The following is a 14,959-nucleotide window of genomic DNA, read 5'->3' as shown; positions in this document are numbered from 1 at the left end:
CGGAAGACGGCGGTCGAAACTGTCCCGGAAGTCAATCACGGGACGGGCGGCCGAGTCGGCGCATTGGAGTGCGCCCCCGGCGGAAGCCGTCCCAACAGGCATCCGCCCGACGGCCCTTGAAGAATCGGAATGGGGCAGAGGCATGGATCCGCCACCGATCCGATGAGATGATCCACGCCATGCACGGGTGGGTGAACGGGGTCAGGTCCTGGCTGTCCTCGCTGGACGAGGACGCGCTCAGGTCCCTGCTGACCTGGCATCCGTGCTTACGCGGCGACCGACACGCCCACACGGCCGACCGCCCCGCGCGGCCCACGCCCCCCACGCGCAGGGAACTGCACGCGGCCCGCGTGCGCCTCGCGAAGGCGCAGCAGGCCCAGCTGACGAGCATCACCGCCTGCGGACTCGTCTGGGCCGTGCGGGCCCTCCGCGACGTGTACGGATTCCCCGAGCGCGCCCTCACCGACCCCACCCTCGACGAACTCCTCGTCATGCTCCGGGTGCTCGACCCGCCCCTCGCGCGGTGCGCCCTCCACGGCATGCTGCTGCCCGGTACGAGCCGGCTCCCGGTGGGACCCCTCGCGCGGGAGCACGAGGCCGCCCTGCGAGCGGCGGCCGACAGCCCGCCGCCCCCCGACGCGCACACCATCGGCCCGGGCCTCGACGCCCCGCCCACCTCCCAGACGAACACCCCTTCCGAGTGTGAGGACGCCGCTCCCGTGACCGCTCCCTCCCCGGGCACCGCATCCCCCGCCGACCTGCCCGCCTCGCTCGCACGCCTCCGTCGCTCCGGAGAGCTCCTCGCCGCCGCGCTGCGCACGGCGGCGGACGCCGTCGAGGCCGGCCTCCTCCCCGAGGGGGCACCCGGCGACGGCATCACCGGGTGGTCGCGGGAGCGCGAACGGCTCGCCGCCGCGTTCGCCGACGAGGGCGTCGACTGGGGGCCCGGGCTCGGATACGCCGACGCCGAGGCCGGCTTGACGCGCCTGCGCGAGGCGCGCGCCGAGCAGATCGGCGCCCTGCGACGCAAGGCCGGGCGGTACGCCGAACTCCTCGAACTCGCCGACGACGAGGACGAGGCCTCCGACCTGCGGCGCCACCTGGAGCGCATCGAGGCCCAGCTGGCCGTGCTGGACGCGCCGCCGCCGGAGCGTGAGCCGGCGGAGGAGGCACCGGGTGCGTCCGCCGAGCCCGCCCCGCCGGAGCCCCTCGCGGACCCGGCCCCGGCGGCCGAGGCGGCCCCGGCCGGACCGGAGGCGAGCGACGCCGCCGGGTCGCCGGACGGACCGACCGGGCACGGCACCGGTGACGCGGCCGCGCTCCAGGGCCGGGCCGCGGACCGGGTCCGCGCGGGCGCCTCCGCGATCGAGGCCGTCCGCCGGGCGGTGGAGCCGCCGCCCCCGGTCGTACCGCCCCGGCCGGACGCGAGGAGACACGCCGCACCCGCGGAGGCCCCGGCGACGCTCCCGGCCCAGGCGCCCGAGCGTTCCCCCGAGCCCGAGCCCGAGCCCGAGCCCGAGCCCGAGCCCGCGCCCGAGGCGGGGGCGGTCGCCGGACCGTCCGCCGCCGCGTCCGAACCGGGGCCCTCCGCCGGACCGTCCGCCGCCGTGCCCGGGTCGGGGGCCTCGGTGCCGGGGCCCCGGCAGTCCGCCGTGACGGGTCACGGGACCGCCGTCGCGCCCGCGTCGGGGCCCTCCGCCGCACCGCCCGCCACCGCGCCCGGGGCACGTGACGCCACCGGACCCGAGCCCGGTCCCGTCGCCGTCGAGGAGCAGCCCGCCGCCGCGCCCGTGCCCGCCGCCGAGGCCGGGTCCGGTGCGTCCGGCGCGGGCCCCGTGACCGTCGAGGACGAGCCCTGGCCGCGCGGCGTCGAGACACCCGACTGGGACCCGTACGCGCCCTGGGACACCGGCAGCGAGCCGCCCGTCGCCCGGCTGCTGCGCGAGGGGCGGCCGGCGGAGGCGTACTGGATGACCGTCGCCTCCCGCGAGAGCGACGTCCGCGCGCGCACGCTCGCCTTCGCCGCCGCCGCCTTCTCCTGCGTCTCCGACAGCGAGGCCACCCCCGTACAGATGGCGCACGAGCTCGACCCCGCGCTCGCCGGACAGGACCGCGAGGCCCACCTCGTGGCCCTCGCGGCCGCCCTGCGCACCGGGCTCACCACCCGCTGGCCGCACGGTCTGATCAGCGGCTTCGTCATGCCCTCCGGGCTCAGCGGCGCCTGGCAGCACCTGCTGAACGTGCTCGTGGCCGCCGTCCGCGACGGCCGCGCCTTCGAGCCCGGCATGCTCCAGGGCAGCGTGGAGGGGCAGCAGGCCGCGACCCGCGAGGAGATCGGCCTCACCGCCCGTCAGCTCCTGGACGACCTGCCGCGCCGCAAGATGAAGTACCAGCGGGCCTCCCAGGTGCTCCAGTACCTCCTCGGCCCCTCGGGCACCGTGCGCCACGCGCTCAACGAGGTCATCGAGTGGTCGGACCAGACCCCCGCCCAGTACACCGGCACCCCCGGCTTCCGGGCGCTGGGCGAGCAGCTGTGGCGCGCGGAGGACATCGACCGGCTCATCGAGGACACCGACGCCCTCTTCCGCACGTCGAAGCAGGCCAAGGAGCCGATCACCGCCGGTGCCCTCCGCCAGCTGCACACCGCCTGCCGCAGCGTCGGCGAGCTCCTCATGCGCGCCGAGGCCGCCCACACCGCCTCCCGGCCACACCAGGGCGTGAGCGACCGGGGCATCCCGGAACTGGCCTCGGTCCTGCGCGACGTCGCCGCCGAGCCCGCCCCGGCCGGGACGGGAGGCGCCGCGCTCGGGCTGCTGCACGCCTGGCTGACGGGGGAGCAGGTGCGCCCCGCGGACACCGCCGCCGACCGGCTCCGGGAGAACGGCGGCCCCGTGCCGCCCGCCGACGCCCTCCTCCGCCTGCCCGACCTGCCCCGCGACGCCCTCGGCGACCCGGACCTCGCCGACCCCCGGGCGGCCCGCCGGATCGCCGCCCTGCTCGTGCCCGCCGACGCCGAGTACGCCCTCGTCCGGTACCTGGACGACGGAGACCTGCACCTCGCCCGCGCGCTGGTCGCCGCCGTCGAGGGCGACCCGGAGGAGTACGGCTGCACCGACCCCGAGTGGACCGAGACGGCGGCCCGGCGGCTCGCGCAGGGACACGAGGACTGGCGGCGCGAGGTCGCCGAGCACCACCGCGCGGCGGCCGGACTGCTCGCCCAGATGCGGACCCTGAACCAGCTCGCGGCCGACCAGGAGCGGGAGTTCGTGGGCCGGCTCCAGGAGTTCGCCGACGGCGAGGAGTCGGGCCGCTACCGCTTCGCCGTGGAGTCGCTGCGCGCCCTGGAGGCCGAACTCGTCACCCTCGTCGAGGACTACACCCGGCAGCTCCGGGAGAATCTGGCCCAGCTGCGCGCCCGCTCCGACCAGCCGCTCTCGGCCGGGGACCACGACCGCATCGCCCGCCTCATCGACGAGGGCGACACGGTCACGGCGCAGGAGTTCCTCGCCCTCGCGACGAGCCACACCCCGCTGCCCGAACAGGGCGCCCGGTACGACGACGGCTCCGAACTGGACGCCTTCCTCGGCGGCGTGACCGCCCCGGGAGCGCCGAAGGCCGGCGGGGAGGGCGTCGAGGCCGACTGGTGGGCGAAGCACTACGGCGACCCGGCCTCCTCGCCGACCCCGGCCGCCACCAACGGCCTGGAGGCCTGGGCGGCGCTGTGCGGGCCGAAGGGGCGCCGCGGCGAGCTGCCCCAGCACCTCTCCCGGCTCCTGCGGCTGCTCGGTCTCGACGTCTCCCCGGGCCAGGTCGTCGCCGAGCGGGTGGCCCTGGGCCAGGGCATGCGCCGCTTCAAGGTGCGCGCCCGGGTCGCCGAACGCCCCGGCTACGTCGCGGCGCTCGGCTCCCGGGCCTCCTCGTACACCGTCCTCCTCGTCTGGGAGGAGCAGCCCGCCGACGGCCCGCTGGCCCACCTGGAGGACGCCGACGTCGGCGCCAACCTCGTGCTCTACCTGCACCCGCTCGGCCTGGAGGGACGGCGGGGCCTCGCCGAGTCCGCCCGCTCCTTCGCCCAGCAGGCGCTGGTCGTCGACTCCGCGGTGATGGGGTGGATGGCGGCGCGCGCCCCCGGCTCCTTCCGCTCGCTCCAGCGCGTCACCCTGCCCTGGGCCGCGTACAACCCGTACACGCCGTTCGTGGCCGGGCTCGTGCCGCCCGAGGTGTTCTACGGCCGCGACGAGGAGATGCGGGAGGTCATGGGGCGCGAGGGCGGCATGTTCCTCTACGGCGGACGGCAGCTCGGCAAGTCGGCGCTGCTGCGCCGGGTCGCGGAGATCTTCCCGAGCCGCGCCGACACCCACGTGGCGGTCTACCTCGACCTCCTGAAGGCCGAGATCGGCCACGCCGAGGCGCCCGACCGGATCTGGAGCCGGCTGGTCGAGGACCTCAAGCGCAAGGGCGTCTTCAACAGCAAGATGTCCGACCAGGCCGGCCCCGACGTCGTCGTACGGAACATCCAGGCCTGGCTGGAGGAGGACGACACCCGGCGGATCCTCGTCCTGGCCGACGAGGCGGACGCCTTTCTCAACACCGACTCGCGCCGCGCCTACCGCCTCGGCAGCGAGTCCACCTTCCCCAACGTCATGCACTTCCAGCGGCTCATGGAGCAGACCGAACGCCGCTTCAAGATCGTCTTCGCGGGACTCCACCAGGTCCAGCGCTTCGGCCACCTCTCCAACGTCTCCACCGTGCACGGCGGCCCCGACGTCCTCGTCGGCCCCCTCGGCACCCAGGCGGCCGTCCGGCTGGTCACCGAGCCCATGTCCGCGCTCGGCCACTTCTTCGAGCGCCCCGAACTCGTGTGGCGGATCCTCGCCATCACCAACTACCAGGCCAACCTGGTGCAGATCTTCTGCCGCGAACTCGTCCGCGTCCTCCACGACCGCCCGTACGCCTTCTCCGACGGCCCGGTCCGGATCACCGAGGACGACGTCCAGAAGGTCGCCGCCTCCGAGACCGTCCGGCGCCAGATCGCCGAACGGCTGCGCTTCACCATCAACCTGGAGGACCGCTACCGCGTCCTCGCCCTCGTCATAGCCCTGCGCAGCCTCCAGGACGCCTACCGCGGCGACTACAGCGCCAGCGAACTGCTCCGGCAGGCCCGTGAGGCGTGGCCGGAGGGCTTCGAGATGCTCACCGCCAAGCAGGCGCAGATCTTCCTCACCGAGATGGTCGGCCTCGGCCTGCTCATCCAGCTCGGCGACCGCTCCCGCTTCGCCGTCCGCAGCCCCAACGTCGTCAACATGCTCGGCACCCGCGAGGAACTCGAACTCGAACTGCGCGAAACCGAGTTCGGCCTGCCCTACGACTACAACCCGCACGCCGCCCGGCGCCTCCTCGGCCGTGACGCCCGCAACGTCCAGACCTACAGCCCGCTCACCGAGGAACAGCTCCACGAGAGCGCCCAGTCCGGCGTCAGCCTCATCGGCACCACCGCCCTCCACCGGCCCGAGCTGGTCCGCAGGGCCGTCACCGCCTTCGCCGTCAACCGGGGCGTCGAAGTCGTCCCGTACACCCACGGCGAGGACCTCACCGCCCTCCTCAAGGGCCGCCGCCGCAAGGCCCACGTCATCATGGCCGACCTGCGCGGCGCGCCCCCCGCGCGGCTCCGCGAGGCCGTCCGCTCGATGCTGGTCCACGCCGGGCCCGCCGCCGACCGCCTCGTCCGGCAGACCGAGCAGCGCAGCGGCGGCAACGAGAACCGCTCCGTGGTGGTCGTCGCCGACGCCGCCGCCCTCGCCGGACTCGCCGCCGACGACGGCCACGAGGAGCTCGCCGTCCGCTGGCTGCGCCCCGAGCGCTGGACGGCGGACGCCCTGCGTGCCTGGTCGGAATGCCCCTTCGTCTCCCGGGAGGACCGCTACCGGCTGGTCGCCGCGACCGGCGGCTGGCCCCGCTGGATGGAGGCCGCGGTGACGGACGTGTCCGTGCACGGGGCGACGCTGGACAGCGCCGTCGAGCGGATCCGGGCGCTCATCGCCGGACCCCGCAACATCGACGAGCACCTGCGGCTCTCCGGGCTCGACGCCGCCGACCTGGAACTCCTCTCCGCCTGGACGGGATACGTGGAGGAGGGCCAGGGCCTGCCGCGCGACGACGTGGCGGCCGCAGTCGAACGCTCCGACGCCGACACCGACGCCTGGCTCCAGCACCTGGGCCTGCTGGGCGTCCTCGACGAGACCCCCGAGGGCTTCGCCGTGGAGCCGGTGACCTACCGCGCGGTGCGGTCCCGGGCGGCGGCCGGGGAGAGGTGACGTGACGGACGCACGCCCCCGGGACCCGGGCTTGACTCCCTCGCGCTTCCCGGCAGCGCCTCCCTCGCGTCTCCCGGGCTCGACTCCCTCGCGCTTCCCGGCAGCTCCCGGCTCGCGTGTCCCGGCCGCTCCCGCCTCGCGTCTCCCGGCCGCGCACGCCGTGCCGCCCGGCGAGTTGCCGGGCGTACGGGCGAGGGTCCGGGCCGTCGCCGCCGACCTTGCGGCCGGCCGGAACTGCCTCTGGCTGGTCACCGACGCCCTCGTCGACTCGGGCCTCGCGGAGGAGCTGTACCGGGAGGCCCTGCGCTCCGGCCCGGCGCACGTCGACGTCCCGGCGCCGGGTCCGGAGGCCCCGTCCCCGCGCGCGCGTGCGGCAGACGCGGAACCGGCTCCGCGTCCGGCGGACCCCGCTCCCCGCCCGTCGGACGACCCGCCCTGGGACGACCCCGACGACCGCCCCTGGGACGACACCGACGACCTGCCGTTCCTGGACCTGCCCGACGACGGCTTCGACCTCGACCTCGGCTGGTCCGTCCAGGACCGCCCGCCCCGGCTCCCGGCACCCCGCCGGGCCTCCGACGTCCCCCGGCACGACCCGTACGGCCTGCTGGCCCGGCTGGCCAAGGAGCTCTCCGCCGAGCCCGACGGGGCCGTGGCCGCCCTGGTCGCCCCGGGCCGCGACCGCCGCCCGGTCGTCGGCGTCCGTGCCTGGACGGAACGGGACGGCGGCCCGGACCCGGACCCGGACACCGGCGGGGATACGCGGACGGGCGCGGGCGCCGAGACGCGTACGGCCGCGCGTACGGGCGGGGGCGCGCGTACCGGCGCGGACACCGGCGCGGACCCGCGTGCGGAAGCGGGCGCGGGTGCCGGCGTCACGCACCCGCGCGGCGCTGCCGTCGAGCGGCTCTTCCGGTCGCTCGCCGCCGCCGTGAAGGAGGCCGGCCTGCCCCCGGGCGAGCGCCCCCGGCTGCTGGTCGTCGCCCGCCTCCGCGACCTGCCCGAGACCCTCCCGGACGAGCTCCGGCACGGCCTCGGCGACACCGCCGTGCACTGGTGGTGGGGCGCGCTCGGGCGCCACGACACGGCCGCCGCGATCGCCCCCGTCCTCGACCGGGGGCCCGCCCCCGGCGGCCGGGACCGCGATCCGCCGGGCGAGCGGATACGCCGCGCGGTCCGCGCCGAGACCGTGGTCGAGATCTGCGGCCCCGACCTGGAGCTCGCCCGGCTCCTCGCAGCGGAGTGGGACGGCGCCCAGCACACCCTCGGCGCCGTCCTCGGACGCTGCCTCGCGACGCTGCCCGGCCCCGTCCCGGCCGACTGCCCGCCGCTGCGCCGGATCGGCGCCCTCGCGCGGCCGGGCGCCGAACTGCGCCGGGCCTGGGCCCGGGGCGCCGTCGTCTCCTGGGAGGGGCTCCTGCGACCGCACCCGGCCGTCTGGCACCCGGACGCCCCCGCCGCGGACGCGCGGGCACGGCTCGCCACGCACCTGTCCCAGGCCCAGCAGCGCGTGCTCTTCCCGTGGATCGAGGAGGCCAGACAGCGTCTCGCCGTACGGGCGCTCGGCCACCTCAACCGGCCGGCCGCCGCCGTCGTGGCCGACCACGCCGACCGGCCGGCCGCGCACACCGGCGGCGGGCCCGAGCGGGCGTTCCTGGAGCTCCAGGTGGGCGAGCTGCTGCGCGCCCACATCAGCGGGGCCCTCGCCCTGCCCCCGGACGACGCCCGGCTCCTCCGGCTCCTCGTGAGGGCGCGCAACGCACTCGCGCACCGCTCGGTGCTCGACGACCGGACGCTCGACGACCTGTGCGCCGAGCTGGCCGGGGCGGACCTGCGCGCCTAGCGGACCCCCGTCGAACCACCCCGGAGCTGTAGGGATCCGACAGTGACGCCCGTACGCCACTGTCGGAGGTCGATTGCTCATGTCGGGAGGGATACCGATAGGTTTTCGGCTACCAGACCGCTATCGAAAGGGTGATCCGTTGAGCCGCTCGGTTCTCGTCACCGGAGGAAACCGGGGCATCGGCCTCGCCATCGCCCGCGCGTTCGCCGAGGCCGGCGACAAGGTCGCGATCACGTACCGCTCCGGCGAGCCCCCGGCCGCCCTGGTCGAACTCGGCTGCCTTCCCGTCAGGTGCGACATCACCGACGCGGAGCAGGTGGAGACGGCCTACAAGGAGATCGAGGAGAAGCACGGTCCGGTCGAGGTCCTCGTGGCCAACGCCGGCGTGACGAAGGACCAGCTCCTCATGCGCATGACCGAGGAGGACTTCACGTCCGTCCTCGACACCAACCTCACCGGCACCTTCCGGGTCGTCAAGCGCGCCAACCGCGCGATGCTGCGCGCCAAGAAGGGCCGCGTCGTCCTGATCTCCTCGGTCGTCGGACTGCTGGGCTCCGCGGGGCAGGCGAACTACGCCGCCTCCAAGGCCGGCCTGGTCGGTTTCGCCCGTTCCCTCGCGCGTGAGCTGGGCTCGCGCAACCTCACCTTCAACGTCGTCGCCCCCGGCTTCGTCGACACGGACATGACCAAGGTGCTCACCGACGAGCAGCGCGCGGGCATCGTGTCCCAGGTGCCGCTGGGCCGCTACGCGCAGCCGGAGGAGATCGCCGCGGCGGTGAAGTTCCTCGCCTCCGACGACGCCTCGTACATCACTGGAGCCGTCATCCCGGTTGACGGCGGATTGGGCATGGGTCACTGATCACCATGAGCGGAATTCTCGAGGGCAAGCGCATCCTCATCACCGGTGTGCTGATGGAGTCCTCCATCGCCTTCCACGCCGCCAAGCTGGCCCAGGAGCAGGGTGCGGAGATCATCCTCACCGCCTGGCCCCGGCCGACGCTCACCGAGCGCATCGCCAAGAAGCTGCCCCACCCCGACAAGGTGAAGGTCCTGGAGCTCGACGTCTCCAACGACGAGCACCTCGCCCGCCTGGAGGGCCAGGTCCGCGAGCACCTGGGCGACCGGCTCGACGGCGTCGTCCACTCCATCGGCTTCGCGCCGCAGGACGCCCTCGGCGGCAACTTCCTGAACACGCCGTTCGAGTCCGTGGCCACCGCCATGCACGTCTCCGCCTTCTCCCTGAAGTCGCTGACGATGGCGCTGCTGCCGCTGATGTCCGAGGGCGGCTCGGTCGTCGGCCTCACCTTCGACGCCAAGTTCGCCTGGCCGCAGTACGACTGGATGGGCCCGGCCAAGGCCGCCCTGGAGGCCACCAGCCGCTACATGGCGCGCGACCTCGGCAAGCAGAACATCCGCTGCAACCTGATCTCGGCGGGCCCGCTCGGCTCCATGGCCGCCAAGTCCATCCCGGGCTTCGGCGAGCTGGCCTCCGTGTGGGACAGCCGCTCCCCGCTGGAGTGGGAGCTCTCGGACCCGGAGCCGGCCGGCCGCGGCATCGTCGCGCTGCTCTCGGACTGGTTCCCGAAGACCACGGGCGAGATCATCCACGTCGACGGCGGTCTGCACGCGATCGGCGCCTGACCACCCGGCAGTGACCGAAGGGCCGTGCGCCCGCCCCAGCGGCGGACGCGCGGCCCTTCGTCGTTCACGCGCCCCCATGGCCTCTTCGTGGTTCACGTGCTCCCACCGGCGGACACAGGCGTCGTCGTCCACCCGCCTCCGCCGCGGACACACGGCCCTAGCCGTTCCGCAACTCCTGCACGGGTCGAAAAGTAGCCCGAACGACCCCAGACTGGGGCAGAGCGTGACGTTCTGCTGCTGACGGGGAGGAGGTACGGGCATGCGCGCGATACGTCGGGGCTTCGGGGTGATCGCCTCCGTCGCCGTCCTGATCACCGGGACGGCCGTGGCCGCCGAGCTGAGGGCCGCCCCCGCCCCCGCAGAGGACCCTCCGGCCACGGCGGCGGCCGGGGACCCGGAGAACTTCGGGGCCTCCTGCCGCACCGTCGTCGAGGGCTCCCGCGTCACCGCGCACTGCAACAACCCGTACCCCCGCACCGACCGGATCCGCCTCCACGTCGAGTGCGACCGCTGGTGGGACGTCGACAGCGACAGCGCCCCCGTGGAGGTCGAGCCCGCCGACTACGCCCAGGTCACCGGCCGCTGCTGGAAAGAGGTCCGGTCCGCCTGGATCACGCACCAGCCCGCGGACCCGGCGCCCGCCCAGGACCCTCCTCCGGTACGGGGCTCCTGAGGCACAGGAAGGGGTAGCCGGCCGCCTCCGTGCCGGCCCGCTCGGCGTCGCCCTCCCGGATCGCGTCCACCAGGCGCGCGTGGTCCATGTGGTTCTCCGGCCGCAGCACCTGCCCGACATCGTCGCGCAGCCAGTCCCGCAGCAGATCGCCGAGGTCCGCGTAGAGCTCCGTGAGGACCTCGTTGCCCGAGGCGGCGACCACCGCGTGGTGGAAGGCGGCGTCGACCGTCACGAACCGTTCCGCGTCACCGGACTCCCACGCCTCCTCGCGCCGCACCAGCAGGGCGTCCAGCTGCTTCAGGTCCCGCTCCGAGCGGCGCCCGGCCGCGAACCGGGCGGCGGCGGACTCCAGCGTGGAGCGCAGCTCGGCGACGTGCCGGGGGTCGGAGCCGGCGAAGCGCCGGTGCATCACGCCCGCCAGCTCGCTCGTGGCGACGACGTACGTCCCGGAGCCCTGGCGGATGTCGAGCAGCCCGTTGTGCGCGAGCGCGCGGACCGCCTCGCGCACCGTGTTGCGGGCGACGCCCAGCTGCTCGACCAGTTCGGGTTCGGTCGGGATGCGCGAACCCACCGGCCACTCGCCGGACGTGATCTGGTTCCGCAGTTCGGCGATCACCTGATCGGAGAGACCGGTGCGCCGGGGGTGACCGAGGGCCATGGAGCGCCTTCCCATTCGTTCGAGATTGGACAACCAATCATCCCATGATTCTATGATGGCCTCATGCCTGACGAGCCGAAGACCCTCGACCCCGCCGTGACACCGGCGGAGACCACCGCGCGACCGGCCGGTACCTCCGCGGTGGCGGCCACCACAGCCGGGGATTCTCCCGCACCGGACCGCGCCGCCCCGCAGCGCCGGTGGCCCCTCGGCCTCGTCGCCGTCGGACTCGTCCTGGCCGCGCTCAACCTGCGCCCCGCCATCACCAGCCTCGGCGCCCTCCTCGAAGAGGTCAGCGGCGACCTCCACATGAGCGGCAGCGTCGCCGGCGTCCTCACCTCCGTCCCCCCGCTCTGTTTCGCGGTCTTCGGCATCACCGCCCCCCGCCTCGCCCGCCGCTTCGGCCCCGCCGCCGTCGTCTGCGCGGGCATGGCCGCGATCTTCACCGGCCTCCTCCTCCGGCCCTTCGCGACCGGCACCGCCGGCTTCCTCGCGGCCAGCGCCCTGGCCCTCATGGGCATCGCCGTCAGCAACGTCCTGATGCCCGTCATCGTCAAGCGGTACTTCCCCGACCGCGTCGGCAGCATGACCGGCCTCTACTCCATGGCGCTCGCCCTCGGCACCTCGATCGCCGCGGCCGCGACCGTCCCCATGACCGAGGCCCTCGGCGGCGGCTGGCGCCTCGGCCTCGGCGTCTGGGCGGTCCTCGCCGCGCTCGCCGTACTGCCCTGGCTCCCGCTGCTGCGCGACCGGGACACCGACCGGGGCGCCGACACGGGCGCCGACCGGTCGGCGACCGCCGCCGCGGCCCCGGCCGCCGCGCCCCGCATCACCCGCAGCCGCACCGCCTGGGCGCTCGGCGTCTTCTTCGGCCTCCAGGCCACCGGCGCCTACATCACCATGGGCTGGATGCCGCAGATCTTCCGCGACTCCGGCGTCCCCGCCACCACCGCGGGCGTGCTGCTCGCCGTCACCATGGTCATGGGCGTCCCGCTCGCCTTCGTCATCCCGCGCCTCGCGACCCGGATGAAGAACCAGGGCCCGATCGTCGTCGCCCTGGGGCTGTGCGGACTCACCGGCTACACCGGCCTCTTCCTCGCCCCCGCTGCCGGGGCCTGGGTCTGGGCGGTGCTCCTCGGCATCTCCAACTGCTCCTTCCCGCTCGCCCTCACGATGATCGGCATGCGCTCGCGCACCGGCGCCGGCGTCGTCCGGCTCTCCGCCTTCGCCCAGAGCGTCGGCTACCTCATCTCGATCCCGGGCCCGCTCCTCGTCGGCGTGCTCTACCAGCACAGCGGCGGCTGGGGCCTGCCCATCGCCCTCATGGGCGGACTGATCGTGCCGCAGATGATCGTCGGCACCCTCGCGGGCAGGGACCGGACGGTCGAGGACGAATGCTGAGATGCGAGACTGGTCCCATGCCCTACCTCGAACCCAGTCCGCAGAACGGCCAGAAGAAGCTGCTGATCGTGCTCGGCGCGATGCTCGGCATCACCGTCGTCATCGGCGTCATCGCCTCCTTCGCCTCCCCGTGAGGTGGGGGTAGCCCCCGCATCCCCTAGGGGGTGGGTCTCAGGGGGAAGTGGGTGGATCACCGGATGGGCCGCGGGACCCGCCGTCCGTACGTTGGTGACGACGGCGAAAGCGCGGAACTCACCCACGGAGGCGGTCATGTCGGCCCCCACGCACCCCGGCGTACGGACCACGGCCACCGGCGTCGACACCCGGCTGCCCTGGTGGGCCCTCGCGCTCCCCGCGGCCGCCTTCCTCGCCCTCCTGGTCCTGATGGCGGGGCCGGGCGAGGCGCAGGCGGCGAGCGTCGACCCCACGGTCGGCCGGATCCTGGAGCACCTCTGGCAAACGCTCTCTCTCTGAGTCGGAGTGGCCTGTTTCGTGCGAAGCTGTGGACCATGAGCGTCGACACAACCCGCAGGATCGTGCTGCTCCGGCACGCGAAGGCTGACTGGAACGACGAGTCCGACCACGAGCGACCCCTGGCCGAACGAGGCCGCAAGGACGCCCCGGTGGCGGGCCGCAAGCTCGCCGACAGCGGCATCACCTTCGACCTTGCCCTCTGCTCGACCGCGGCCCGCACCCGCGAGACGTGGAAGCTGGCCGTCCACGAGCTGCCCGCGCGCCCGAAGACGGTGTACGAGGAGAGGATCTACGAGGCCTCCCTGGGCGAGCTCATCGCCCTGGTCAACGAGACCCCGGACACCGTCGGCGACCTGCTGATCATCGGCCACAACCCCGGGATGCACGCGCTCGCCGACGCCCTCGCGGGAGAGTCCGAGGGCGACCTCCTGCCCCGGATGAACCGCAGCGGCTTCCCGACCTCCGCCTTCGCCGTCCTCACCTTCGACGGCTCCTGGAAGGCCGTGGAGCACGGCGTCGGCCGCCTCGTCGACTTCTGGACCCCGCACGACTGATCCCCGTACGGACACGGAGGAGGGCCCGTGCGTCGACCGACGCCCGGGCCCTCCTCCGTACCCCCACCGCTCAGTGCGGCAGGTCCTCCTCGCCGCCGTCCGCGGCCTCCACCTCTTCGCGCGTGATGCCGAGCAGGTAGAGGACCGTGTCCAGGAACGGCACGTTCACCGCGGTGTGCGCCGCGCGGCGGACCACCGGCTTCGCGTTGAAGGCCACCCCGAGCCCGGCCGCGTTCAGCATGTCCAGGTCGTTGGCCCCGTCACCGATCGCCACGGTCTGCGACAGCGGCACCCCCGCCTCCGCGGCGAACCGGCGCAACAGCCGTGCCTTGCCCGCCCGGTCGACGATCTCGCCGGTCACCCGGCCGGTGAGCTTCCCGTCCACGATCTCCAGCGTGTTGGCCGATGCGAAGTCCAGGCCGAGACGTTCCTTCAGGTCGTCGGTGACCTGGGTGAACCCGCCGGAGACCACGCCCACCTGGTAGCCGAGCCGCTTGAGCGTACGGATCAGGGTGCGGGCACCGGGCGTCAGCCGCACCTCGGCGCGGACCTTGTCCACCACCGAGGCGTCCAGGCCGGCGAGCAGCTCCACGCGCGCGTGCAGCGACTGTTCGAAGTCCAGCTCGCCGCGCATCGCCGCGGCCGTCACCTCGGCGACCTTGTCCTCGCAGCCCGCGTGCGCGGCGAAGAGCTCGATCACCTCGTCCTGGATCAGGGTCGAGTCGACGTCCATCACCACCAGGCGCTGGGCCCGGCGGTGCAGACCGGCGGAGACCACGGCCACGTCGACCCCGACGCTGTGCGCCTCGGTGGCCAGCGCGGTCCGCAGCGGCTCGGTCCCGCAGCCCGAGACGGCGAACTCGACCGCCGTCACCGGGTACTTCGCGAGGCGGAAGACGCGGTCGATGTTGCCGCCGGTCTCCGCGATCCTGGCCGCTATGGCCGCCGCCTGCTCGGCGGTGAGCGGGTTGCCGAGGACGGTGACGTGCGAGCGCCCCTCACCGCGGGGACGGTTGTCGCCCGTGCCGGAGATGATCTCGGCCTGGAGCTTCAGCGACTCGGCCCAGCTGTGGATGGTGGCCCGGAGTTCGCCCTGCGGGGCGACGGTCGGTTCGGTGACGAGCGCGCACAGGACGAGGCGGCCGCGGGAGACGACCTGCTCGATGTCCACGACGTCGACGGAGTAGGCGGCGAGGGTGTCGAAGAGTCCCGCGGTGATCCCGGGACGGTCCTTCCCGAAGATCTTGACGAGAAGGGTGGGAACGTCTGAGGTCTGCGATGCGCTCATGGTGGTTCCACCGTATCGGGCACCGTGCGCCGCTCGACCGCCCGTCCCGCCCTGCGGACACCCGAGTGGTCCAGGAGTTGACCCGAAGGTCTTCACGCGGCCCGACTTTCCGA

The 14,959-nt window shown here is 74.3% G+C and carries 11 protein-coding genes; 9 read left to right on the top strand and 2 right to left on the bottom strand.

What is annotated here, in order from left to right:
* Positions 1 to 179 precede the first annotated feature (179 nt).
* From ACFYXU_RS06905 to ACFYXU_RS06885, 5 genes are all read left to right on the top strand, one after another.
* The gene (locus ACFYXU_RS06905; RefSeq protein WP_389456788.1) at positions 180 to 6,314 is read left to right on the top strand and encodes a hypothetical protein; all 6,135 of its coding nucleotides are present in this window, start codon (positions 180 to 182) and stop codon (positions 6,312 to 6,314) included.
* A gap of 160 nt (positions 6,315 to 6,474) precedes the next feature.
* Positions 6,475 to 8,157: a hypothetical protein gene (locus tag ACFYXU_RS06900; protein WP_389456786.1), complete on the top strand. Its 1,683-nt coding sequence runs from the start codon at positions 6,475 to 6,477 to the stop codon at positions 8,155 to 8,157.
* A gap of 139 nt (positions 8,158 to 8,296) precedes the next feature.
* Positions 8,297 to 9,016: a 3-oxoacyl-[acyl-carrier-protein] reductase gene (fabG, locus tag ACFYXU_RS06895; protein WP_361399599.1), complete on the top strand. Its 720-nt coding sequence runs from the start codon at positions 8,297 to 8,299 to the stop codon at positions 9,014 to 9,016.
* Positions 9,017 to 9,021: 5 nt separating this feature from the next.
* Positions 9,022 to 9,798: an enoyl-ACP reductase FabI gene (gene fabI / locus ACFYXU_RS06890; RefSeq protein ID WP_329856359.1), complete on the top strand. Its 777-nt coding sequence runs from the start codon at positions 9,022 to 9,024 to the stop codon at positions 9,796 to 9,798.
* Between the two features lie 259 nt (positions 9,799 to 10,057).
* Positions 10,058 to 10,471, top strand: a complete 414-nt coding sequence (locus ACFYXU_RS06885; RefSeq protein WP_389408372.1) for a hypothetical protein — start codon at positions 10,058 to 10,060, stop codon at positions 10,469 to 10,471.
* Here the strand turns inward: ACFYXU_RS06885 and ACFYXU_RS06880 are convergent.
* Positions 10,410 to 11,129 (bottom strand): FadR/GntR family transcriptional regulator, encoded by a 720-nt coding sequence (locus ACFYXU_RS06880; protein WP_376515206.1) that lies wholly within the window; start codon positions 11,127 to 11,129, stop codon positions 10,410 to 10,412. The two genes, ACFYXU_RS06885 and ACFYXU_RS06880, sit on opposite strands and share 62 nt — an antisense overlap.
* Before the next feature lie 63 nt (positions 11,130 to 11,192).
* On the opposite strand from ACFYXU_RS06880, the gene ACFYXU_RS06875 reads away from it, so the two are divergent.
* The 4 genes from ACFYXU_RS06875 (at position 11,193) to ACFYXU_RS06860 (ending at position 13,558) form a co-directional block, all read left to right on the top strand.
* Positions 11,193 to 12,530 carry a CynX/NimT family MFS transporter gene (locus ACFYXU_RS06875; protein ID WP_389456784.1) on the top strand — a complete coding sequence of 446 codons (1,338 nt, stop codon included), beginning with the start codon at positions 11,193 to 11,195 and terminating at the stop codon, positions 12,528 to 12,530.
* Between the two features lie 17 nt (positions 12,531 to 12,547).
* On the top strand, positions 12,548 to 12,664 hold the full coding sequence (locus tag ACFYXU_RS06870) for an SGM_5486 family transporter-associated protein (protein ID WP_329856355.1): 117 nt from the start codon (positions 12,548 to 12,550) through the stop codon (positions 12,662 to 12,664).
* A gap of 136 nt (positions 12,665 to 12,800) precedes the next feature.
* Positions 12,801 to 13,004: a hypothetical protein gene (locus tag ACFYXU_RS06865; protein WP_361399589.1), complete on the top strand. Its 204-nt coding sequence runs from the start codon at positions 12,801 to 12,803 to the stop codon at positions 13,002 to 13,004.
* A gap of 35 nt (positions 13,005 to 13,039) precedes the next feature.
* Positions 13,040 to 13,558, top strand: coding sequence for a histidine phosphatase family protein (locus tag ACFYXU_RS06860; RefSeq protein WP_329856353.1), 519 nt, complete (start codon positions 13,040 to 13,042; stop codon positions 13,556 to 13,558).
* A gap of 70 nt (positions 13,559 to 13,628) precedes the next feature.
* On the opposite strand, the gene serB is transcribed toward ACFYXU_RS06860, so the two are convergent.
* Entirely contained in the window at positions 13,629 to 14,846 is a 1,218-nt protein-coding gene (serB, locus tag ACFYXU_RS06855; protein ID WP_389456782.1) for a phosphoserine phosphatase SerB, read from the bottom strand.
* Positions 14,847 to 14,959 lie beyond the last annotated feature (113 nt).

It is taken from the genome of Streptomyces sp. NPDC002232, assembly GCF_042890295.1.
In the GTDB taxonomy this organism is placed as follows: domain Bacteria; phylum Actinomycetota; class Actinomycetes; order Streptomycetales; family Streptomycetaceae; genus Streptomyces.
This window is presented reverse-complemented; position numbering and strand designations above follow the sequence as displayed.